Origin of the sequence: Nocardia sp. NPDC052112 (assembly GCF_040680135.1) — a bacterium.
In the GTDB taxonomy this organism is placed as follows: domain Bacteria; phylum Actinomycetota; class Actinomycetes; order Mycobacteriales; family Mycobacteriaceae; genus Nocardia.
On record NZ_JBFAWD010000035.1, the window covers coordinates 1 to 20871 of the forward strand.

General features: G+C 66.7%; 14 protein-coding genes. 11 read left to right on the top strand and 3 right to left on the bottom strand.

Annotation, left to right across the window (positions count from 1 at the left end; all coding sequences use genetic code 11):
- Positions 1-182 precede the first annotated feature (182 nt).
- The 3 genes from AB0L58_RS38595 to AB0L58_RS38605 all read left to right on the top strand — a co-directional run bounded on the left by AB0L58_RS38595 (position 183) and on the right by AB0L58_RS38605 (position 3044).
- Positions 183-1382, top strand: coding sequence for an FAD/NAD(P)-binding oxidoreductase (locus tag AB0L58_RS38595; RefSeq protein ID WP_364395409.1), 1200 nt, complete (start codon positions 183-185; stop codon positions 1380-1382).
- A 79-nt stretch (positions 1383-1461) separates the two neighbouring features.
- Complete coding sequence (locus AB0L58_RS38600; RefSeq protein WP_364395411.1) at positions 1462-2223, top strand: aspartate/glutamate racemase family protein; 762 nt, start codon at positions 1462-1464, stop codon at positions 2221-2223.
- An 80-nt stretch (positions 2224-2303) separates the two neighbouring features.
- Complete coding sequence (locus AB0L58_RS38605; protein ID WP_364395413.1) at positions 2304-3044, top strand: DNA alkylation repair protein; 741 nt, start codon at positions 2304-2306, stop codon at positions 3042-3044.
- Between the two features lie 32 nt (positions 3045-3076).
- On the opposite strand, the gene AB0L58_RS38610 is transcribed toward AB0L58_RS38605, so the two are convergent.
- On the bottom strand, positions 3077-4132 hold the full coding sequence (locus AB0L58_RS38610) for a ferredoxin--NADP reductase (protein WP_364395415.1): 1056 nt from the start codon (positions 4130-4132) through the stop codon (positions 3077-3079).
- Between the two features lie 43 nt (positions 4133-4175).
- On the bottom strand, positions 4176-4814 hold the full coding sequence (gene mftR2 / locus AB0L58_RS38615) for a mycofactocin system transcriptional regulator MftR2 (protein WP_364395417.1): 639 nt from the start codon (positions 4812-4814) through the stop codon (positions 4176-4178).
- Positions 4815-5241: 427 nt separating this feature from the next.
- Here mftR2 and mftA point away from each other — a divergent pair, with 427 nt between their 5' ends.
- The 8 genes from mftA to AB0L58_RS38655 all read left to right on the top strand — a co-directional run bounded on the left by mftA (position 5242) and on the right by AB0L58_RS38655 (position 19542).
- Positions 5242-5340 carry a mycofactocin precursor MftA gene (mftA, locus tag AB0L58_RS38620; protein WP_364395564.1) on the top strand — a complete coding sequence of 33 codons (99 nt, stop codon included), beginning with the start codon at positions 5242-5244 and terminating at the stop codon, positions 5338-5340.
- Positions 5341-5354: 14 nt separating this feature from the next.
- Positions 5355-6902, top strand: coding sequence for a mycofactocin radical SAM maturase (gene mftC, locus AB0L58_RS38625; protein ID WP_364395566.1), 1548 nt, complete (start codon positions 5355-5357; stop codon positions 6900-6902).
- 231 nt (positions 6903-7133) lie between these two features.
- Positions 7134-8534 (top strand): mycofactocin biosynthesis glycosyltransferase MftF, encoded by a 1401-nt coding sequence (gene mftF / locus AB0L58_RS38630; protein ID WP_364395419.1) that lies wholly within the window; start codon positions 7134-7136, stop codon positions 8532-8534.
- A 42-nt stretch (positions 8535-8576) separates the two neighbouring features.
- Positions 8577-10004: a mycofactocin system GMC family oxidoreductase MftG gene (gene mftG, locus AB0L58_RS38635; RefSeq protein WP_364395422.1), complete on the top strand. Its 1428-nt coding sequence runs from the start codon at positions 8577-8579 to the stop codon at positions 10002-10004.
- A gap of 127 nt (positions 10005-10131) precedes the next feature.
- A complete protein-coding gene (locus AB0L58_RS38640) occupies positions 10132-11487 on the top strand; it encodes a GAF domain-containing protein (protein WP_364395424.1) in 1356 nt (451 codons plus the stop codon).
- 431 nt (positions 11488-11918) lie between these two features.
- Positions 11919-16712 carry an amino acid adenylation domain-containing protein gene (locus AB0L58_RS38645; protein WP_364395426.1) on the top strand — a complete coding sequence of 1598 codons (4794 nt, stop codon included), beginning with the start codon at positions 11919-11921 and terminating at the stop codon, positions 16710-16712.
- On the top strand, positions 16673-17281 hold the full coding sequence (locus AB0L58_RS38650; protein ID WP_364395428.1) for a hypothetical protein: 609 nt from the start codon (positions 16673-16675) through the stop codon (positions 17279-17281). Before AB0L58_RS38645 ends, AB0L58_RS38650 begins: the two co-directional genes overlap by 40 nt.
- Entirely contained in the window at positions 17281-19542 is a 2262-nt protein-coding gene (locus AB0L58_RS38655) for an amino acid adenylation domain-containing protein (protein WP_364395430.1), read from the top strand. Before AB0L58_RS38650 ends, AB0L58_RS38655 begins: the two co-directional genes overlap by 1 nt.
- Here the strand turns inward: AB0L58_RS38655 and AB0L58_RS38660 are convergent.
- Positions 19427-20767 carry a helix-turn-helix transcriptional regulator gene (locus AB0L58_RS38660; protein WP_364395432.1) on the bottom strand — a complete coding sequence of 447 codons (1341 nt, stop codon included), beginning with the start codon at positions 20765-20767 and terminating at the stop codon, positions 19427-19429. The two genes, AB0L58_RS38655 and AB0L58_RS38660, sit on opposite strands and share 116 nt — an antisense overlap.
- Between the last annotated feature and the right edge of the window lie 104 nt (positions 20768-20871).

The window sequence follows — 20871 nt, forward strand, 5'->3', positions numbered from 1 at the left end:
GTAGCGAGGTGGGGGCCGCGTGAGTGAGCGTAGTGAGCGAACCATTAACAGAGCCGGGTGGCCCGGTCATGCCGGAGCCGAGCGTAGCGAGGTGGGGGCCGCGTGAGTGAGCGTAGTGAGCGAACCATTAACAGAGCCGGGTGGCCCGGTCATGCCGGAGCCGAGCGTAGCGAGGTGGAGGCATGAACGGGCCGATTGTGATCGTCGGAGCTGGTCTGGCCGGCTTGCGCACGGCGGAAGAGCTGCGCCGCGCCGGATACGAGGGTGAATTGATCCTCGTCGGCGAGGAGTCGCGGCTGCCCTACGATCGCCCGCCGCTGTCCAAGCAGTTCGTGCGCGGCGAAACCGATGACACCACCTTGCGCCCGGCCGAATTCTTCGACGAGAAGCAGATCGACCTGCGGCTGAGTACCGAGGCGGTCGGCGTCGACACCGGCGCGCGCCAGGTGCGCCTGGCCGATGGCGGCATGCTCGACTACGACCAGCTGATCATCGCGACGGGCCTGCGGCCGCGCCGCCTGCCAGGGCTGCCCGATCTGGGAGGGGTGCACGTGCTGCGCGGCTATGCCGACGCCGCCGCGCTGCGCGACGAATTGGCCGGTGCGGGGACGGCGCTGGTGGTCGGAGCCGGATTCATCGGTTGCGAGCTCGCGGCAAGTTTCCGGGCCGGTGGTGTCCAGGTCGTGCTCATCGAACCGCAGCCGACGCCGCTGGCCTCCGTGCTGGGTGCCGAGATCGGTGCGCTGGTCGCTCGCATGCATCGGGACGAGGGCGTCGATCTGCGCTGTGAAACCGGCCTGGACACCTTCCTCTCCGATAACGATCACGTGCGCGGGGCTCGGCTCTCCGACGGCAGCGAGGTGGCCGCCGATCTGGTTGTCATCGGGGTCGGTTCCCGGCCGGTGACCGAATGGCTCGCCGATTCCGGTATCGCACTCGCCGAGCCGTCGGCCGGTGGCGGCATACTCGCGGACGAGGTGGGGCGCACCTCGGTCGAGGGTGTGTGGGCGGTGGGCGACGTATCCGCGTGGCTGCACGAGACCGGTCAGCGCAAGCGTGTCGAGCATTGGACCAATGCCGGTGAGCAGGCGCGGCTGCTGGCGTGTGCACTGCTCGGCGCGGAACCGCCCACCGCGGCGCGGGTGCCGTACTTCTGGAGCGATCAGTACGACGTGAAGATCCAGGCGCTCGGCACCCCGAATGCGGATGACGAGATCCACGTCGTCTCCGACGACGGCCGCAAATTCCTCGCCTACTACTCGCAAAACGGCAATCTGACCGGTGTGGTGGGTGCGGGCATGACCGCTCAGGTGATGAAGGTCCGCGCGAAGATCGCCGCGGGTGCGCCGATCGCGGACCTGCTCGCGGCCGCCCAGTCGTAGCCATTAGACCCAGGTCGCTCGAAACAAGCAGCTCGGCGGCCGAATAGGGCGTGGTTGCCGGTTGTAATACGGTGGTCGGGTGATCGTCGCGCTCATCGATTCCGGGCTGGGGTTGCTGCCCACGGCCGCCTGGCTGCGCAAGCTGCGGCCCGATGTCGACCTGCTACTCCAGTTGGACCCGGATGGCGCGCCGTGGGGTCCCAAGCCCGAGCAGTGGGTGACCGACCGAGTGGTCGACGCGGCGCGTAGCTCGGTTCGGCTCGGCGCGGAAGTCCTCGTACTGCCGTGCAATACCGCCAGTGTCACCGCCCTGGACGAGGTGCGCGCCGAGGTCGGGCCGGATATTCCGGTGATCGGCACGGTTCCCGCGATCAAACCCGCCGCGGCGGTATGCAAATCGGTCGCGGTGTGGGCCACCGCGGCGACCACGGCCAGCAGATACCAGGCCGATCTGATCGACCGCTTCGGTGGCGATGCGAAGGTGGTCGGTATCGCCTGCCATGGTTTGGCTGATTCGATCGATCGCGGTGATCTGGTCGCGGCCCGTGATTCGATCGCGCGCGCGGCCGAACAGACGCCGGACGATGTCGAGGGTGTGGTGCTCGGCTGTACCCACTATCCGCTGGTCATCGATGCCATCGTGGCCGCGCTGCCGGACGGGGTGCGACTGTTCGACAGTGCGCAAGCCGTTGCGGCGCAGACGATTCGGCGTATGGCGGCACTCGACCGGCCGACCACCGGAAACGGTGAGGTGCGGGTGCGCAACAGCGGTCGGCCGGGTGAATTGCCCGCCAGTGCGGCGGCATTCGAGTCGGGTCGGATTCTGGGAGCTCGGGGGTAGGACCGGCGATTCGCGTCGGTCGCCCCGTTGCTCGACCGTGTTGAATGACCTTGGTCTGCTCGACGATCGGAGGTTCACCGATGGCTACAGCCCTACCGACCGCCGCCGAGGTCCATGCGGCGCTGGCCGAGGTCGCGGACCCGGCCGATGCGATCCATCTGCAGCGGTTCTTCAAGACCGGGCCCGGTGAGTACGGGGAGGGCGACGTCTTTCTCGGTGTGCGCGTGCCCATCACGAGATCGATCGCGAAACGCTTTGCGGCACTTCCGCTCGACGAGATCGACGCACTACTGGACAGCGCCGTGCACGAGGACCGGCTGGCCGCGCTGATCATCCTCAATGCGAGTTTCGCCACGGCGACCAAACCGCGCACGCTCGATATCGATGCGCAGGCGGCGATGGTCGAGCTCTACCTTGCCGCGGTGCGCCGAGGCCGGGTGAACAACTGGGATCTGGTCGACGTATCCGCCGAAAACATCATCGGCCCTTGGCTACTCGACCGACCCCGCGACCTGATTTTCGAACTCGCCCGCGCGGACTCGCTCTGGGAGCGCCGGGTGGCATTGCTGACAACCTTCGCGTTCATCAAGGCGGGGGATGCCACGACCACCTTCGAAGTCTGCGAACGCCTCCTCGACGACCGCCGCGATCTGATCCAGAAGGCGCACGGCTGGATGCTGCGCGAGGTGGGCAAGCGCATCGATGAGCGACTGCTCACCGGCTTCCTCGACAAGTACGCGGCGCGCATGGGCCGCACCGCACTGAGTTACGCGACCGAGCGGCTCGATCCCGCTTTACGCGTCCACTACCGCGAGCTGTAAAGGGTGGGTGTGGGGCTTGGCCCCACCGGAGCTCAGAATTGGATGCGCAGGTGATCGGTGACCGGATGCGCCTGGCAGCCGAGGATATAGCCGTTCTCGATATCCTCGGGATCGAGGATTTCGGCATTGTCCATTTCGACCTTGCCCTCGAGTACCGTGCACGCACAGGATCCGCATTCGCCCTCCTGGCAGGAGTACGGCACATCCAGCCCCTTCGACAGCATGATGTCGACCAGGGTTTGCTTGCGCGGCCACTTCAGCTCGTGCACCGTGCCGTCGAGTTCGACCTCGACGGTGGCCGCATCGGCCGCCTCCTCCTCGGTCACCTCGACCGGCGCCTGATCCGCGAACGGATCTCCCGCAAGGGAATTGAACACCTCGGCGTGGGTGCGTGCGCGCGGCACCTCGAGCTGGGCGAGCGCGTCGTGCACCCGGTCCATAAACGGCTTGGGCCCGCACATGAAGGCGTGGTAGCTCGTGTACGGCGCGACCAGGGTGGCCAAACCGTCGACGGTCGGCAGTCCCTGCAGATACTCCAGCCAGTGGATCACGGTGAACCGCTGCGGATGCTTCTCGGCCAATTCGCGCAGCTCGCCCGCGAAGATCACCGACTCGGGATCGCGATTGGCGTACACCAATACGATTCGGCCGGAACCACGTGCCAGCGCCGACTTCAGGATGGACATCACCGGGGTGATGCCGCTGCCCGCGCCGAACAGCAGCAGATCGTCATCGAGATCCTTCGGCGTGAAAACGCCCGAGGGCGGCAGCACTTCGAGCGCGTCGCCCGCTTTGACGTTGTCGCACAGCCAGTTCGATCCGTAGCCGCCCGCGGTGCGCTTGACGGTCACCTTGGGCTTGTCGTCGGTGTACGGCGAGCTGGCCAGCGAATAGCACCGGGCCACCGAACCGGTCAGCTCGCTCGGGATGCGCAGGGTGAGGAACTGGCCCGGCTGATAGCTGAAACGTTCGCGCGACTCGTCGGGGACGTCGAAGACCAGCGAACAGGTGTCCGACGTCTCGGTGATGACCGCGGCGACCCGCAGCACGACCGAACGCGAACCGTGTGGAACCTCGACCGTGGTCATCTCGTCCTCTCGAACCGCAACAAAACTAGAACGTGTTTCAGTTTCATCGTACGTCGGGATCGGGCTGACGGACAAGCTGGGCCTCCAGCCCCGCGATCAGCACCTCCATGCCGAAGTCGTAGGCGTACTTTCCGCGCAGGTCGGGCATGTATCGGGTGGCCCGCGCCACCGCCTCGGGCAGTGCGACATCCGACAGCGGCTGCGGTTCCCTCGGGTTCACCCGGCGGCGGCCGAATAGGTAGGTGTGAATCGTCGCGTACCCGGCGAGCACATTGCGGTCGTTGAAGCCGGCCTCGAACAGGATTTCCATGATCGCGGCGATCAGGTCGAGCTGTTTTCCCAGCATTTGTTCGATCAGCACATCGCCGAGTCCGGGATGTTTGCGCAGTTTCTCATCGATCTGGTCGATCAGATCGCGCAGCCGGTGCTGCCACGGCCCAGAATCGGCCGGCGGTTTGCGAACGCCGGTCAGCGCCGCGGTGGCGACGAGGTCGAGCAGCTCACGCTTATCCGCGACGTAGTAATACGGCGCCATCGGGGAAACGCCGAGCTCGCGGGAGAGTCGTCGCATAGACAACTTCTCCACGCCGTCCTCGCGTACCACCCGTAACGCGGCCTCGACGATCTCGGACTCCGACAGTGTCCGATTTGCGGTGCTCCCAGGGCCTCCCTGGTTACGCATGCTGCCGCCTCCGGCCCTCGAGTTCGCGCCGCGGGGTCCGACTCGCGGTGCTCCCGGGCCCTCCGTGGTTACGCAAACTTCTGCCTCCGGGGCTCGAGCTCGCACCGCGGGGTATTTCCGCCCCCGCTCGTCTGCATTTGTCCGACTCCCATGCCACCTCTACCGCTGTCGGGTCGAATTGCCGCCCGTCATGTCCTGTTCAGCTGCTTGCCACCCGCAGTCTAGAGCGCGCGGCTCCGCCGCGGTCGGGGTGCGTCCGTGCGTGCGCCGAGTCGGGTCCGCACATCCCCTGTTCCATTTTGTCAGCTAATGACGTTATTGTGTGATGGCGGCTACACCAGTGGTCGCGGAAGCCGGTTATATCGCGGAGGTAGGCATGCCGGAGTACGGAGCCATCGGACACACCGATACCGACAACACCGGACGGATCGGGGCGGCCGAGTCCCGGGCGGTCGAGGAAGCGCCGCTGGTCGAGGAGACCCTCATCGAAGAGGTCTCCATCGACGGCATGTGCGGCGTCTACTGACGGGCGCGGCGACCATGCTCGATCTCGATACCCGATGGGAACTGCATCCGCGGGTGGCACTGCGGCCGGAGTCCTTCGGCGCGCTGCTCTACCACTTCGGCACCCGCAAACTCTCATTTCTGAAGAGTCCGCGGATACTCGAGATCGTGCGGTCGCTGCCCGCGCATGTCTCGGCGCGTGCGGCGCTACATGCGGCGGGCGTCACGGATGACCGTGCCGGACAATATGTTCGGGCGTTGGATCAGTTGGCCGACTCCGACATGATCAGGCCGGCCGCGCCGGGCAGCGCTCCGATACCCGCCGTCGCGCCGCTGCCACCGGTCGGGCGGCCGTCTACTGCCACCGGCGGTCGACTGATCGATAAATTCGAAACCGGTTTGGCCGCACCGATCTGCCTGACGTGGGAATTGACCTACGCCTGCAATCTGTCCTGTGTGCACTGCCTGTCGTCCTCGGGGCGCCGCGATCCGCGCGAGCTGAGCACCGAGCAGTGCAAGGCGCTGATCGACGAGTTCGAGCGCATGCAGATCTTCTATGTGAATATCGGCGGCGGGGAACCCACTGTGCGCCCGGACTTCTGGGAACTGGTCGACTACGCGACCGCGCACCATGTCGGAGTGAAGTTCTCCACCAACGGAGTTCGCATCACACCGGAGGTCGCCACCCGCCTGGCCGCCAGTGACTATGTGGACGTGCAGATTTCGCTGGACGGCGCCGATGCCGAGGTCAACGACGCGGTGCGTGGACCCGGCTCCTACGCGATGGCGATCAGGGCGTTGGAGAATCTGGCAGCGGCGGGATTCGCGGACGCCAAACTGTCCGTCGTCGCGACCCGGCACAATATCGCCCAGCTCGACGAGTTCAAGGCGATCGCCGACAAGTACGGCGCCACATTGCGTTTGACCCGGTTGCGGCCGTCGGGGCGCGGTGCCGATGTGTGGGACGACCTGCATCCGCTGCCGGAACAGCAACGGGTGCTTTACGACTGGCTGGTGCGCAATGGCGAGGGCGTGCTAACCGGCGATTCGTTCTTCCATCTGTCCGCCTTCGGCGCGGCGCTGCCCGGATTGAATATGTGCGGTGCGGGCCGGGTGGTCTGCCTGGTGGATCCGGTCGGCGATGTCTATGCCTGCCCCTTCGCCATCCACGACAAGTTCCACGCCGGAAATGTGGTGGCGGACGGTGGTTTCCGCACCGTGTGGCAGGAGTCGGACCTCTTCGCCGACCTGCGCGAGCCCAGCGGCGGCGGTGCCTGCTCCGGCTGTGCCCATTACGACTCCTGCCGCGGTGGCTGCATGGCGGCGAAGTTCTTCACCGGCCTGCCCGCCGACGGACCCGATCCGGAATGCGTCCAGGGCTACGGCGAGGCAGCGCTGGCCGATGCCGGGCGGATGATCCCGCGCTCGTCGGTCGACCACTCCCGGCGCGGGGGGCCGAGCCGACCCGGATCGCGTAAGTCAGGCCCGATTCCGCTGACACTGTCGGTATCTCGGCCCGCGGCGGAACGCCTGTCGCCGGAGCGGCGACCCGCGCGAGCCTGTGACGAGAGTCCGCTGAACTGATGTGGGGCCGGTAGCCAGCCATGCGCTATCCCGTTGATCGGCGATGGCTATCGAGTGGCGAATGGATGATTGCCCTCGCGTTGCCAGCTGTCTTCGGCGAGTCGCGTGCGACCCGCCGAAGACGCGCGTCGGCGGGAGTTCCCGCGCTACGTGGGCGGATTCGTGCGGAATTCCGTCCTTTTTTCCGGACTGATGGTGCCAATGAGCGAATCTCCGCCTAGCATGCCAGGAATGCGCCATGATCGCCTGCCCGACGGATTCGGGGTGCGGATCGATCCACGGGTACGCGCATACTCCGGGGGGCGCATCCTGATCGGGGGTTCACCCGCCCGGTTGCTGCGACTTGCCCCGGAGGCCGCCGAGATGATCGGCGACGGGTACCTCGAGGTCGATGGCCCGAAGTCCGCCGTTGTTGCCAGACGGCTGCTCGACTCCGGTGTCGCCAATCCGCGCCCCCGGTTGTTGCCGTCGCTCGACGACGTGACCGTGATCGTGCCACTGCACAACAACGCCGACGGACTCGCCCGCTTGCTCGCGGCATTGCGCGGACACAATGTGATCGTCGTCGACGACGGCTCGGATCAGCCCGTCCAGATCCCGCCCAACCGCGGCACCCGCTGCCGGGTGACCGTACTGCGCCACGACCGCAGACAGGGCCCGGCGGCCGCGCGCAATGCCGGATTGCGGGCCGCGACAACTGACTTCGTCGCCTTCCTGGACTCCGATGTGGTCCCGCGCAGCGGCTGGCTCGAGGTGATGCTCGGACACTTCAGCGATCCGGAGGTCGCGCTGGTCGCGCCGCGGATCGTCGCGCTGGATCCGGAGTCGAACGCCCTCGCGCGCTATGAACACACCCGCTCCTCGCTCGATCTCGGACGGCGCGAATCGGCCGTGCAGTCGCGCGGGCTGGTCTCCTATGTGCCGAGCGCGGCGCTGCTGGTGCGCCGCAGGGCGCTGCTCGCGCAGGACGGATTCGACGAGTCGATGCAGGTGGCCGAGGACGTCGATCTGTGCTGGCGGCTGGAGCAGGCGGGCTGGCGGCTGCGGTATGAGCCGGCGGCGCATGTCGCGCACGATCATCGAATCTCGTTCCGCGCGTGGTTCGGTCGTAAGCTGTTCTACGGCACCGGGGCCGCGCCGCTCGGCGAGCGGCATGCGGGCATGGTGACGCCGCTGTCGGTGCCGTTCTGGACGGTGGTCGCGACCATGCTGTTCGCCACGCTGACGAACTGGGGACTGATCGGCGGACTCATCACCCTGGTGACCGCGCTGACCCGACTACGCCGGGTCTTCACCGGGCTGGACAACCCGACCCGGATCGCGGCGATCTATCTGGCGCGCGGCTACTTCGCGGGTATCTGGCGACTGGCCTCGGCCATGTGCCGACACTATTGGCCGGTCACCATGTTGGCGATGATTCTGTCCCGGCGGGTCCGGCGTATCGCGGTCACCATGGCAGTCGCGGACGGTCTGGCCGACTGGTTCACCCATCGTGACGCGGGTGGGCTCGACCCGTTCCGCTACGTGGCCTACAAGCGGATGGACGATATCGCCTACGGAACGGGCCTGTGGCTGGGCGCCTTCCGCGCGCGCAGCCTGGAATCGCTCAAACCGAGCACACCCCGGAGCTGAATCGAACGTGTAATGGCTGTACCACCCGATGAGCTGATGTAGATGATCGACACCTTGATCATCGGTGGTGGCACGGCCGGTTGTGTGCTGGCGGCCCGGCTGAGCGCGGATCCGGACCATCAGGTGCGGCTGCTGGAGGCGGGTCCGGTGTCGACCGATCCGGCGGCACTGCTCGATGCGACTCGGATGCCGATCGGACCCGAATCACCGTGGGTGTGGCGCTATCCCGTGACCCTGGCGGGTGCGGTCACCGGGAATATCGTGCGTGGCAAGGTGATCGGTGGATCGGGTGCGATCAACGGCGGCTACTTCGTGCGGGCGACGGCGGCGGATTTCGCCGCGTGGAGCAAGGAGCTCGATGGCTGGTCCTTCGATGCGGTCCTGCCCGCATTCCGCCGACTCGAGCGCGACCATGATTTCGGCGACCAGCCGGGACACGGCACGACCGGCCCGATACCGGTGCGCCGTGCCGCCGCTCCCGGACCCCTGAGCTGCGAATTCGCCACGGCTTGTGCGGCACTCGGCCTGCCACTGATACCCGACCTGAACGCACTGCCCGGCGCGGGGCCGGCCGAGGGTTTCGGTCCGGTGCCGTGCAATATCGACGATGGCAGGCGGGTCGACACCGGATCCGCATATCTGGCGCCCGCGCTCGGGCGACCGAATCTCACGGTGACCGGCGCAATGCCGGTGACCCGCATCCGGTTCCATGGCACGCGCGCCATCGGGGTGGACTACGTGCACGAGGGTAAGCCGGGTGCGCTCGACGCGGATCGCATCGTGTTGTGCGCGGGTGCGATCGAATCCGCGGCACTGCTGCTGCGCTCGGGTATCGGTGCTCCGGAACAGCTTCGGGCGCTGGATATTCCGGTGGTGCATCCCGCGCCGGTCGGCGGTTGGGTCAGCGATCACCCTGAGATCGGCATCGACTACCGCCTCGATCCGTCGTATCCGACCGGCGAGGGCGTCGCGCTGGAATACGTGCTGGAGCTCGGCGATGTCGAAATCCGTCCGTACGCCGTAACGTTTACCCCGTATATCCAACGTTTGGGCGTGGCGCTCATGCGCCCGCATTCCGAAGGTGTGCTGCGACTGCGCTCCGCCGATCCGGCCGTGCCGCCGCATATCGATTACCGCTACTTATCGGAGGCCGCGGATCGGATTCGGTTACGGGAGTCGGTCGCCGCGGCACGCGAGATATTGCACGCGATACCGGTGGTGCGCATGCCGGAATCGAAACCGGATGATGCGTGGCTGTACGCGAATCTGGATACTTCACAACATCTGTCGGGCACCTGCCGAATGGGCGGTGCGGACGATGAGCGCGCGGTGGTCGATGAGCAGTGCAACGTGCACGGTACGACCGGTCTGTCCGTGGTGGATCTTTCCGTTGTTCCGGTGCCGCTGAGTCGCGGTCCACAGGCGACGACGGTACTGATTGCCGAACGTATCGCCGAATACCTCGGCTAGGAATCCGAAAGGCGGAGGTCGCATTTGTGTGAGGATCTGAACGAGTTGTGACCTGGCGTACAAACGCAGGCAACCGCCCTTGCCTGGTAATGCGCGCCGGTACAGTTTGGGGCGGAAAGAAAGGCTAATGGTCAGCAATCTTGCAGGTGGGCGGCCCCCACGGCACGGCGTCGAACCCGGCACTCAGCTCGGCGCACTGGAAGCCTATGCCGCACAAGCACACGGATATCTCAGCGCGGGTGGTGAGCAACTTTCGCAGCTTGCCGGTCTGCTGCGTCCCGTCGTGCTCGAATCCTGGTTGCGCAGTGTGCGTGGCGGTGTCGACCCGATGGATCCGCTCGACGGGCGCGGTCTGCGCGGCGCGGATCTGCAGCGTTACCGCGATGCGCATCCGATTGCCGCATTGATGCCGCTGATCGACAAGTTGCTCGTACAGGACACGGCCAGAACGGGTTTGATCGTCGCGGTCGCCGATCAGTTCGGCCGGGTGCTGTGGGTGCACGGCAATTCCGATCAAGTCGATGCCGCCGCCGACATCGGGCTGCGGGCGGGCGATGATCTGAGCGAACGCCGCATCGGCACGAATGCCGTCGGCCTCGTGGTGCGCACCGGTCGGGCCGCGTGGATCCATGGGCCGGAACACTTTCTGCACCGGATGCAGCAGATCACCGGTGCCGCGGCGCCGGTGCACGATCCCGACGGCAGGTTGGTCGGGGTGTTGATGATCGCCGGGGGCGTGCGGGTGGCCAAGCCCGAGATTCTGGCATTGGTGAAGGCGACCTCGACCGCGGCCGAAATGGATCTGCTGCTCACCGCGATGCGCGCTGGTCAGCGCGGGGCGGCGAGTTCGACCGATGAAATCGCGGTGGCGCGCTTGGGTCTGGATGTGCTCGGGCTCGGACAGCCGCTGCTGACCGTCGCGGGGGATCGAGTTCCGTTGTCGCAGCGGCACGCCGAGATTCTGCTGCTGCTCGCCGAACATCCGGAGGGGCTCGGCGCGGATCATCTCGCACTGCTGCTCGACGATACGGATCTCGATAACGGCACCATCCGCGCCGCCATGTCGCGGCTGCGCGCGGTGGTCGGCCCGAACGTATTCGGTTCGCGCCCGTATCGGCTCCGGGTGCATATCGCGACCGATATCGAGGCGCTGCGGGCCGCCCTCGATTCCGGTGATGTCGATACCGCATTACGGCTGTACGCGGGTCCGGTGCTGCCGCGCTCGACCGCGCCGGGAATTATCGATATCCGCGATGAACTTCGGGTTCGGCTGCGCGCCGCGGTGCTCGGTTCCGGCGATGCCGCGGTGCTACGCCGGTGGACCGCATGTGCGGAGGGGCGCGACGATGCCGCGGCCTGGGGCGCGTACCGGGCGACCGTAGATCGCGATTCGCCACTGTATGCGCAGATCGAGGCCAAGATTCGGGTGCTCGATCGGCGGCTCGGCGCCGATGCAACGCGGATGCAACGTTCGCGCTCATAGTCTGCACATCCGAAAGTGCTGTGGTTCACATCTGCGATCGAATTGTGGTCGCGGACACAGCTTTGCCCTGTTGTGTCGGACCAGCTGAGAGCGCTGGACGGCCGACCAATTTTTTTTAGAGCAAAAAGTTCCCTTTTATTAACGAAGCGCCTACTGTTCGCAATGCGGATCACATCCGTGTGATGTAGCTGACACCGCTGCGGGGCCCGCACCGCGGCAGCGACGTTGGAGGAGCGATCAAGAGCTAGGCGCAGGCGGGGCGCAATCTGTTTCGATCCAGCGTGGGTGTCGTCGCGCCCCGCGCATTCGCCGAATCATCTTCTGGTGGCGTCGAAGCCATGTGGCAACGCTGAACAGCGTTGCCGCAGCGGCTTATTCGTGCTGCCCGAAAGCGTTCGGCCAGTTGTTTTACGCCGAACAAGGAGGCTCTGGTGCACGGTACGGAGTTGGGTGGGGCGCGAGCGGAGGGGGCCGCGGCCCTGGCGAATGACTGCTTACCTGACGCTCCGGACAACCAGCCGTTTCCGCTCGCACCGGCACAGCTGGGGATCTGGTACGCGCAGTTGCTCGATCCCGACGTGCCGATCAATGTGGCCCAGTACGTCGACGTGCCCGGCGTGCTGGATTCCGCGGTCCTGCAGGAGATGTCGGTCATCGCGGCCCGGGAGTACGAATCGGTGCTGGTGCGGCTCGGCGCATCCGGTGGGGTGCCGAATCAGTGCGTCGATCCGGCGAATTCGGTCGATATCCAGGTAATCGACCTGCGCGAACGCCCCGATCCGGTGGCGGAGGCGCACGCCTGGATGCGCGCGGATGCGAGCGCGCCCGTCGACATGCTGACCGATCCGCTGTTCGCCGGTGCCGTGCTGCGGGTCGCGGACCAGCGGTCCTTCTGGTATCTGCGGGCGCATCACATCGTGCTCGACGGATTCGGCGCGCTGACCAATACCCAGCGGGTGGCGCAGTTGTATACCGCGCGAGTGCTCGGCACCGAGCCGCAGGCGGTTCAGCCCGGTGCGCTGACCGAGCTGGTCGACGGCGAATTCGCCTATCGGGATAGTGCACGCTTCGAGACCGACCGGGCGCACTGGGCGGAGCGGGTCGCCGGGCTCGACGCCGCGACCAGCCTGGACGGGCGGACCGCACCGCGCTCGGCGACCAATCTGATCGCCGGGCGGGTATTGCCGGATGTGCTCGTCGAGCGGATGAATTCGCTTGCGGCGAATCAGGATTCGACACTCGCGGTGGTACTGCTCGCGGCCTTCGCCGGATATCTCGGGCGGCTCACCGATCGGGACGAGGCGGTGCTGAGTCTGCCGGTGACCGCGCGCACCACCGCGCTGATGCGGCGGTCGGCGGGGATGCTGTCGAATATCGTGCCGCTGCGGCTCGCGGTCGACGGCACCTGGGGCGAACTGCTGCGGGCGACGCGCGTCGAGGTGGCGGGTGCGCTCCGGCACCAGCGGTATCGGCACGAGGACATCCGCCGCGATGCCGAACACGACGGGCGGCCCGCGCGCCGTGCGCTGTTCGGTCCGCTGGCCAACATCATGTTGTTCGGCAGCGAGCTGACGCTGGGCGATGCGGTCGGCCGGTACCACGTATTGTCCACCGGGCCGGTGGAGGATCTGAGCCTCAACGTCTACTACGGCGAGCGCGACAGCGTGCACGTCGATTTCGAGGCGAATCCGAATCTCTATGCCGCCGATGACATCGCGCGCCATCACACGCGATTCGTGCGGTATCTGGAGCGTTTGGTGGCCACCGAGGTCGATACGCCGATGGCGGCGGTGGCGGTGGCGACCGAATTGGAACTCGAAGTCAGCACCCGGATCTGGAATGCGACCGGCTTCGATGTGCCCGCGGCGGTCGCCGGTGCCCCGACACTGGTTTCGATGTTCGAGGCGCAGGTCGCGCGGACGCCGGATGCTGTCGCGGTGCGGTTCGCGGGTGCGCCGGATCTGACGTATCGGGAACTCGCCGGGTACAGCAATCGGTTGGCCCGGCATTTGATCGGACTCGGCGTCGGGCCCGAGACGCTGGTGGCGGTCGACATCCGGCGCTCGCCCGAGCTCGTTGTCGCGATATACGCCGTCCTCGCCGCGGGCGCGGCCTATGTGCCGCTGGATCCGGATCACCCAGCCGAGCGCACCGCGCACATTCTGACCACCGCGCGACCGACATGCGTACTCACCACGGAAGCCACGGAGCTCGCCGGAGTGCCGGTGCTCCGGATCGATGGGCTGGATCTCGCCGAGTATGCGGATGGTCCGGTCTGGGATCGGGAACGCACCGCCGCGCTGCGGCCGGGGCAGACCGCGTACGTGATCTTCACCTCCGGGTCGACCGGGCTGCCGAAGGGGGTCGCCGTCGCCCACGAGGCGATCGTGAATCGGCTGGTGTGGATGCAGCAGCACTATCGGTTGTCGGCCGATGATGCGGTGCTGCAGAAGACGCCCGCCACCTTCGATGTGTCGGTGTGGGAGTTCTTCTGGCCGTTGCAGATCGGGGCGCGGCTGGTGCTCGCCGACCACGACGGTCATCGTGATCCGGCCTATCTGCGGGCGATCATGGCCGAATATGGCGTGACGACCGCACATTTCGTGCCATCCATGCTGGAAGTATTTCTGGCACAGCCGGAGTGCGATGATCGCACCACGCTGCGCACCGTCTTCGCGTCGGGCGAGGCGCTGCCCGCCGCGCTGGCGCAGCGACTGCGGGGGTTGACCGGTGTGCGGCTGCACAACTTGTACGGTCCCACGGAGGCGGCGGTCGACGTCACCTTCCACGAAGTGACCGATACCGATACCCTCTCGGTGCCGATCGGCGCGCCGGTCTTCAATACCCGGCTCTACGTACTCGATTCGCGGCTGCGGCCGGTACCGGTCGGGGCTGCGGGCGAGCTGTATCTGTCGGGGGTACAGCTCGCCCGTGGTTATCTCGACCGCCCAGGGCTCACCGCCGATCGATTCGTCGCGAATCCGTTCGGGTCGGCTACCCGGATGTACCGCACCGGTGATCTGGTCCGCTGGACCAACCACGGTGAGCTGGAGTATCTGGGCCGCACCGATTTCCAGGTGAAATTGCGCGGGCTGCGGATCGAGCTCGGTGAGATCGAAGCCGTGCTCGGGACCGTCGAATCGGTGCTGCGCGCGGTGGTCCTGGTGCGCGATGCCGCGGGGGTGGGCGAGCAGTTGGTCGCCTATGTGGTCGAATCCGGGACCGGCACGGTGTCTCCCGCCCGCCTGCGCACCGCGGCCATGCGCGCGTTGCCCGCGTATATGGTGCCCGCCGCATTTGTGGTGCTGGATGCGCTGCCGGTCAATGCCTCCGGCAAATTGGATCGAGCCGCGCTGCCCGCGCCCGAGCGGATCTCGACCGAATACGCCGAGGTCGCGACGTCGGTGGAGGCCGCGGTCGCGCAGGTGTTCGGTGCGGTGCTCGGACACGATCGGGTCGGGCGCGACGACGACTTCTTCGCGCTCGGCGGCAATAGTTTGGTGGCCACCCAGGTCGCGGCGCGGTTGGGCGCCGAACTGGGCTGCCGGCTCGGGGTTCGCGAATTGTTCACCGCTACCACGGTGTCCGCCCTCGCCGAACTCATCGAGCGGGCGGGTGGATCCAGTGGCGTGCCGGTGCTCGCGCAGCTGCGGGCGCGACACCGGCCGCCGCTGGTTCCGCTATCTCCGGCACAGCAACGGATCTGGTTCCTCAACCGGTTCGAAACCGCCGGCGCCGGTTACAACATGCCATTCGTGGTGCGATTGCGTGGTGCGGTCGACATTTCCGCGCTGCGGCTGGCCTTGACCGATCTGGTCGATCGGCACGAGGCGCTGCGCACGATCTTTCCCGCGGTGTCGGATGGGGTGGCGGCCCGGCAAGTCGTCCTGTCCGCGGGCGAGGTCGTCGTGGTGGGCGCGCCGGAATCCATCGGCGCCGACGAACTGGACGCGGAGCTGGCTCGGTTCGCCGCGCTCGGCTTCGACCTGGAACGCGAAGTACCCATGCGGGCACGGATTTTCCTGGTCGATGACGAGAGCTGCGCGCTGGCGCTGGTGCTGCATCATATTGCCGCGGACGGCCTGTCGCTGCGGGTATTGGCACGAGATGTCATGTCCGCATATGGATCCCGGCATGCGGGCGCTGCGCCGGATTGGCGGCCGCTGCCGGTGCAGTATGCCGATTACAGTCTCTGGCAGCATGAAGTGCTCGGCTCCGCATCGGATCCGACCACGCCATCGGCCCGGCAGCTGGAGTTCTGGACCGCCACGCTCGCCGGTGCGCCCGATCTGATCGAGCTGCCCGCCGACCGGTCCCGGCCCGCCGTCGCATCCGGACGGGGTGCGGTCTTCGGGTTCGAAATTCCGGGCGACGTGCACACCGAAGTCGTGAAACTCGCCCGTGCCCGTGGTGTTTCGAACTTCATGGTGTTGCACGCCACGTTGGCGGTGCTGCTGTCCCGGCTGTCCGGTAGCGACGACATCGTGATCGGCACGCCGGTCGCCGGACGCGGTGAGCGGGCGCTGGACGATCTCGTCGGCATGTTCGTCAACACCCTGGTGCTGCGGACCTTTGTCGATGCCGCGGCACCCTTCTCAGCGCTGCTCGCGCGGGTGCGGGAGAGCGATCTCGCCGCCTTCGGCCATGCGGAATTGCCATTCGAGCAGCTGGTCGATGCCATCAACCCGCCGCGCTCGCAAGCACGGCATCCACTGTTCCAGGTATTGCTAGCTTTCGACAATGCCGCGGACATCGCATTCGAACTCCCCGATTTGTCGGCCTGCACCAGTAGGCTGGAGACCGGAGTGACCAAATTCGATCTCCAGCTCACGGTCACCGAAGGCTTCGCCGGTGCCGGACTCGGGGAAGGTCCGGCACCGGCGGGGGTTCGAGCGGAATTCACCTACGCCACCGATCTATTCGACGAATCCACCATTGCCGACTACGCGGAGTGGTTGGTTCGTCTGCTGCGCGCGATTGCCGTCGATGCCGAACTGGTGGTGGGGGATCTGCCGCTGCTGGATGTCGCGGATCGGCAGCGTGTGATCGAGTGCGGCATCGCCGCGTCGTCGAGCCGTGCCGCCACCCTGCCGGCCGCATTCGAGACGCAGGTGCGGCGGACGCCCGATGCGGTCGCGCTCGTCGACGATGCCCGTTGTTCCAAGTGCTGTTCACCTTCCAGAACATGCCGTCCGAATCGGTCGCACTGCCCGGCCTGGAGGTAGCGGTGCTCGATCTCGCGTTGGCGGAGGCCAAATACGACATGCAGCTGACCGGCACGGAGCGGTTCGACGCGGCCGGTGACCCGGCCGGATTGGATATGCGATTCGGTTACGCGACCGACATTTTCGATGCCGCGACGGTCCGGCTGTTCGCCGCCCGGCTCCATCGAATATTCGAGATCGTCGCGGCGGATCCGGCCATCGCCATCCGCGCCATCGACATTCGCGGTACCGGTGAAAGGTCGCGCACCGGAGCCGCACCGCCGGCCGGCCTGCCCGCGCTGATCGCCGCTGCCGCCGAAATCGATGCCGGTGCCGTCGCTTTCACCCACGACGCGCACACAGTGACCTACGGCGAGCTGGCCGACAAGCTCGTGACGGTCGCCAAGGCCATGGGCCCGACCGCGAAACCGGAAGCGCTCGTCGATGTCGCCCTCGCCGGGCTGGTGCCCGGCCTCTTGGCCGCCCTCGGCGGCAGTGGTCTCGCCGCCGTCCTGCGGACCCTGCGCACCGAGGCGCGGGCCGTGCTCTCCAACTCGGGGTTGGAAGTCGATTCGGAAGGAATTAGCTGATGTCCCAGGCAGAATCGGTCGCATCCGGCGAACTCGGCAATCGTGTTGCCGCCTATGATCATTCGGCACTGCGCCGGGCGTACGGCCTCGACGACCTACCCATCCTGATCGCGAAGGTCGCCGAATTGGATCCGGAGCGGGTCGCCCTGCGGCACGCCGGGACCGTGATCACCTATGGCGTGCTGGCAACCGAGATCATGGTGCTGGACGAGGCCATGGGCGGCGGACTCGGCGCCGACGCACTGGTCTCGGTGGTGGTCTCCGGTCAGCTGCCCGCCCTGCTCGAGTCGGGTGACGGCGCGCTCGCGACCGTACTCGAGCGACTGCTCGATGATGCCCTGACGACGGCGGCGCACGTGTTGCCGTCGACATTCGCGCCGATCGAGACTCTGGTCAGCGAATTCGCGGAGCAGGTGCGCCGGACCCCGGACGCGGTGGCCCTGGAATTCGCGGGCGCGACGCTCACCTACGCGGAGTTCTCCAGCCGCGTGAACGCGCTCGCCCGGCGGTTGATCGAGCTGGGTGTCGGCCCGGACAGCCTGGTGGGGCTTGCCGTGCGACGTTCGTTCGACCTCATGGTCGGCATGTACGCGATCCTCGAGGCGGGCGGGGCTTATGTGCCCATCGATCCGGAGCATCCGGCCGAACGCATCGGGTATGTCCTCGAAGTCGCCGCACCGGTCCTGGTCCTCACCACTACCCACGACCAGCCCGAACTCGGGCCGGATATCCGGGTACTGCGGATAGATGAATTCGACGCGGCTGAGGCCGCAGCATCGCTCGACGATGATCGCCCGCGGCCGTCAGCGGACAATACCGCCTACGTCATCTTCACCTCCGGATCGACGGGTCGCCCGAAAGGTGTCGCGGTATCGCATCGTTCGATCCTGGCCAACCTGCGCTGGCGGCAGCGGCTGTATCGACTACGCGGCGACGATGTGGTGCTACAGAAGACACCGTTCACCTTCGACGTTTCGGTGTGGGAGTTCTTCTGGCCGTTGCAGGTCGGCGCGCGGCTGGTGCTCGCGGCGCCGGATGGTCATCGTGATCCGGCGTATCTGGCGCGCACGATCGCCGAACGTCGTGTCACCGTCGCGCATTTCGTACCCTCGATGCTCGCGGTATTCGTGGCCGAGCCGCAGATCGAAAGCGCGGCACGGACTCTGCGCCTGGTATTCGCCTCCGGCGAGGCGCTACCGGCCGCGACCGCGGCGGCGTTGCGCGCTATCAGCGGCGCGACACTGCACAACCTGTACGGTCCCACCGAGGCCGCCGTCGATGTCACCGCGCACGAGGTCACCACCGCCGACAACTCCACCGTGCCCATCGGCGTACCCGCCGATGACACCGAATTGCTGGTGCTGGACGACAATTTGCGGCCGGTGGCCAGTGGTGTCGTCGGTGAGCTGTATATCGCCGGAGTGCAGCTGGCCCGCGGCTATGTGGCTCGTCCCGGACTGACGGCCGACCGCTTCGTGGCCAATCCCGAAGGCGCGCCGGGCGACCGGATGTACCGCACCGGCGACCTGGTCCGCTGGCGCACCGATGGCATCGGCGGCCCGGACGAATTGGAATACCTGGGCCGCATCGATTTCCAGGTGAAGCTGCGTGGGCTGCGCATCGAGCTCGGCGAGGTCGAGGCGGCGCTGCTGCGCAATGAGCAGGTCGCGCAGGCCGCGGTGCTGCTGCATCGGCATGTGGGCGGCGATCATCTGGTCGGTTATGTGGTGGCCGACCGTGGTGTCGTGCTCGATCCGGCCGCCCTACTGGAATCCACCCGCCGCGACCTACCCGACTACATGGTGCCGTCGCTGGTGCTGGTGCTCGACGAAATGCCGGTCACTGCCAATGGCAAGCTGGATCGGCGCGCACTGCCGGAACCGGTATTCGGGTCGAGCGCGGACCGATACCGAGCACCGTCGACCGAGGCCGAGGCGACCGTCGCCGAGATCTTCGGCGAACTGCTGGCGGCGGATCGGGTCGGTGCGGACGACGATTTCTTCGCGCTCGGCGGCAACTCGCTCATTGCCACCCGCGCCATTGCCCGCATCGGGGCCGCGCTCGGCATTACCGTCGACGTCCGCGATTTTTTCGACCGCCCTACGGTAGCGGCGCTGGCCGGGCTGGCACGGACGCCCTGCCCGCTCAGGCCCGGGTGCGCGCGGTATCGACAATTATCCGGGCCTGCTCGCGCCAGTCGGCGACGGCGCGACCCCGGAAACCCGAAAGCGCGGAATCGAATTGCTTGGCGCGCTTGGTGACGGTGAGGCCGACATAGGTGTGGCCATTGGTGATCGCGCGGGTCGCCACCGCACAGGCCTCGTCCACCTCGCCCGAGGCGAGCAGTGCGGTGGCGTGTTCGAACCGGACCAGCGCGGGTTCCATGGTCTCGCTGGGGTCGTAGCGTCCGATTGCCCGCTCGGATGCCAGGGCGGTCTCCTCGGCGCGGCCCAATCGGGAGTAGCCGATGGCCTGGTAGAAGGCGAGCTTCTCCGGGCGGAAGGAAAAGATGCCGATCGAGAGCTGTTCCGCGGGAGTATTTTCCAGCGCCTGCTCCGATCGCGCGATGCAGCGGGCGAAGCCGTCGGAATTGCCGAGGCTGGCGTGTGCGCGGGCCGCCATTCCCCACAACCAGGCCGCCGCCGGACCATGGCCCGGATTTTCTTCGAGGCGCGGGGTGAGCAGGTTCAAAACTTCCTTCGGATTATCGCTATAGGTCGGTAGATATGACAATCCGGCCAATGCGATGTCCTCGGAATAGCGGTCGCCGATGTCCTGGGCGGCGTGAATTGCGGTGGTGTACCACAATCGCGCCTGGCCGAAATGCCCCTCATTGAACAGAATTTCGCCGACGACATTCGCCAGGCGCCCGGCCGTACGGACCAGTCGGATTTGATGGTGGGTGGCCTGCCGCTCCGCGAGGCAGCCGCGGACCGCGCGGAATTGGTCGAGTGTGGTGTGCAGCAACTCGTGCGGGGGCACCTGCACGACGCGGGCGCCGAGGGCCTCGACGGATTGCTCGATCAGGCCGAGCCGCCGTTCGCTGATCGAGCCCGCGTCCAGGGTGGCGAGCATCTTCTCCGGTTCGCTCGCGACCATTTCGGCCGCCTGACCGGCCAGGCCCGCGCCGATACAGGCCAAAAACAATCGCCTTCTCACGTCGTCATCCTCGACTTCCTTGTCGAGCCCGATGTCCCTACCGAGCTGTATCCGATCGAGCGCCGCGCTCGTTTCGTCGGTATTGCGGGCCGGCGCCGGGTCCGCGATCGCGCGCTCGAATCGCGCGATGACGACCGAATCGGCCTCCGACAGCACTCGGTCGAGCAAACGCCTGCTTGCGGCATGCATCCGGGTTGTCCGGCCGTTCTCCCACAAGATCACGGTGCGCGGGGTGACGCCCACCAAGCGCGCGAACTCATAGCGACTTCGCTTCATCGCCGCGCGAAGGGCGAGTACGTCTTCGCCGGTCCAGTCGACCTCAACCATAGGTCCCGCTCCCTTGTACCAGGTGAGATTCAACCGAAAATTACTCGCATTTATCGCATTCGGCTCTGTTATCCACCGAATCGCAACGTGCACGCTGAAGTGGT

Bases quoted from the DNA above. Each gene is read 5' to 3' on its own strand.
- AB0L58_RS38595 (WP_364395409.1), top strand. From the start codon at position 183: ATGAACGGGCCGATTGTGATCGTCGGAGCTGGTCTGGCCGGCTTGCGC.
- AB0L58_RS38605 (WP_364395413.1), top strand. From the start codon at position 2,304: ATGGCTACAGCCCTACCGACCGCCGCCGAGGTCCATGCGGCGCTGGCC.
- AB0L58_RS38610 (WP_364395415.1), bottom strand. From the start codon at position 4,132: ATGACCACGGTCGAGGTTCCACACGGTTCGCGTTCGGTCGTGCTGCGG.
- mftR2 (WP_364395417.1), bottom strand. From the start codon at position 4,814: ATGCGTAACCAGGGAGGCCCTGGGAGCACCGCAAATCGGACACTGTCG.
- mftC (WP_364395566.1), top strand. From the start codon at position 5,355: ATGCTCGATCTCGATACCCGATGGGAACTGCATCCGCGGGTGGCACTG.
- mftF (WP_364395419.1), top strand. From the start codon at position 7,134: ATGCGCCATGATCGCCTGCCCGACGGATTCGGGGTGCGGATCGATCCA.
- mftG (WP_364395422.1), top strand. From the start codon at position 8,577: ATGATCGACACCTTGATCATCGGTGGTGGCACGGCCGGTTGTGTGCTG.
- AB0L58_RS38640 (WP_364395424.1), top strand. From the start codon at position 10,132: ATGGTCAGCAATCTTGCAGGTGGGCGGCCCCCACGGCACGGCGTCGAA.
- AB0L58_RS38650 (WP_364395428.1), top strand. From the start codon at position 16,673: ATGCCGTCCGAATCGGTCGCACTGCCCGGCCTGGAGGTAGCGGTGCTC.
- AB0L58_RS38655 (WP_364395430.1), top strand. From the start codon at position 17,281: ATGTCCCAGGCAGAATCGGTCGCATCCGGCGAACTCGGCAATCGTGTT.
- AB0L58_RS38660 (WP_364395432.1), bottom strand. From the start codon at position 20,767: ATGGTTGAGGTCGACTGGACCGGCGAAGACGTACTCGCCCTTCGCGCG.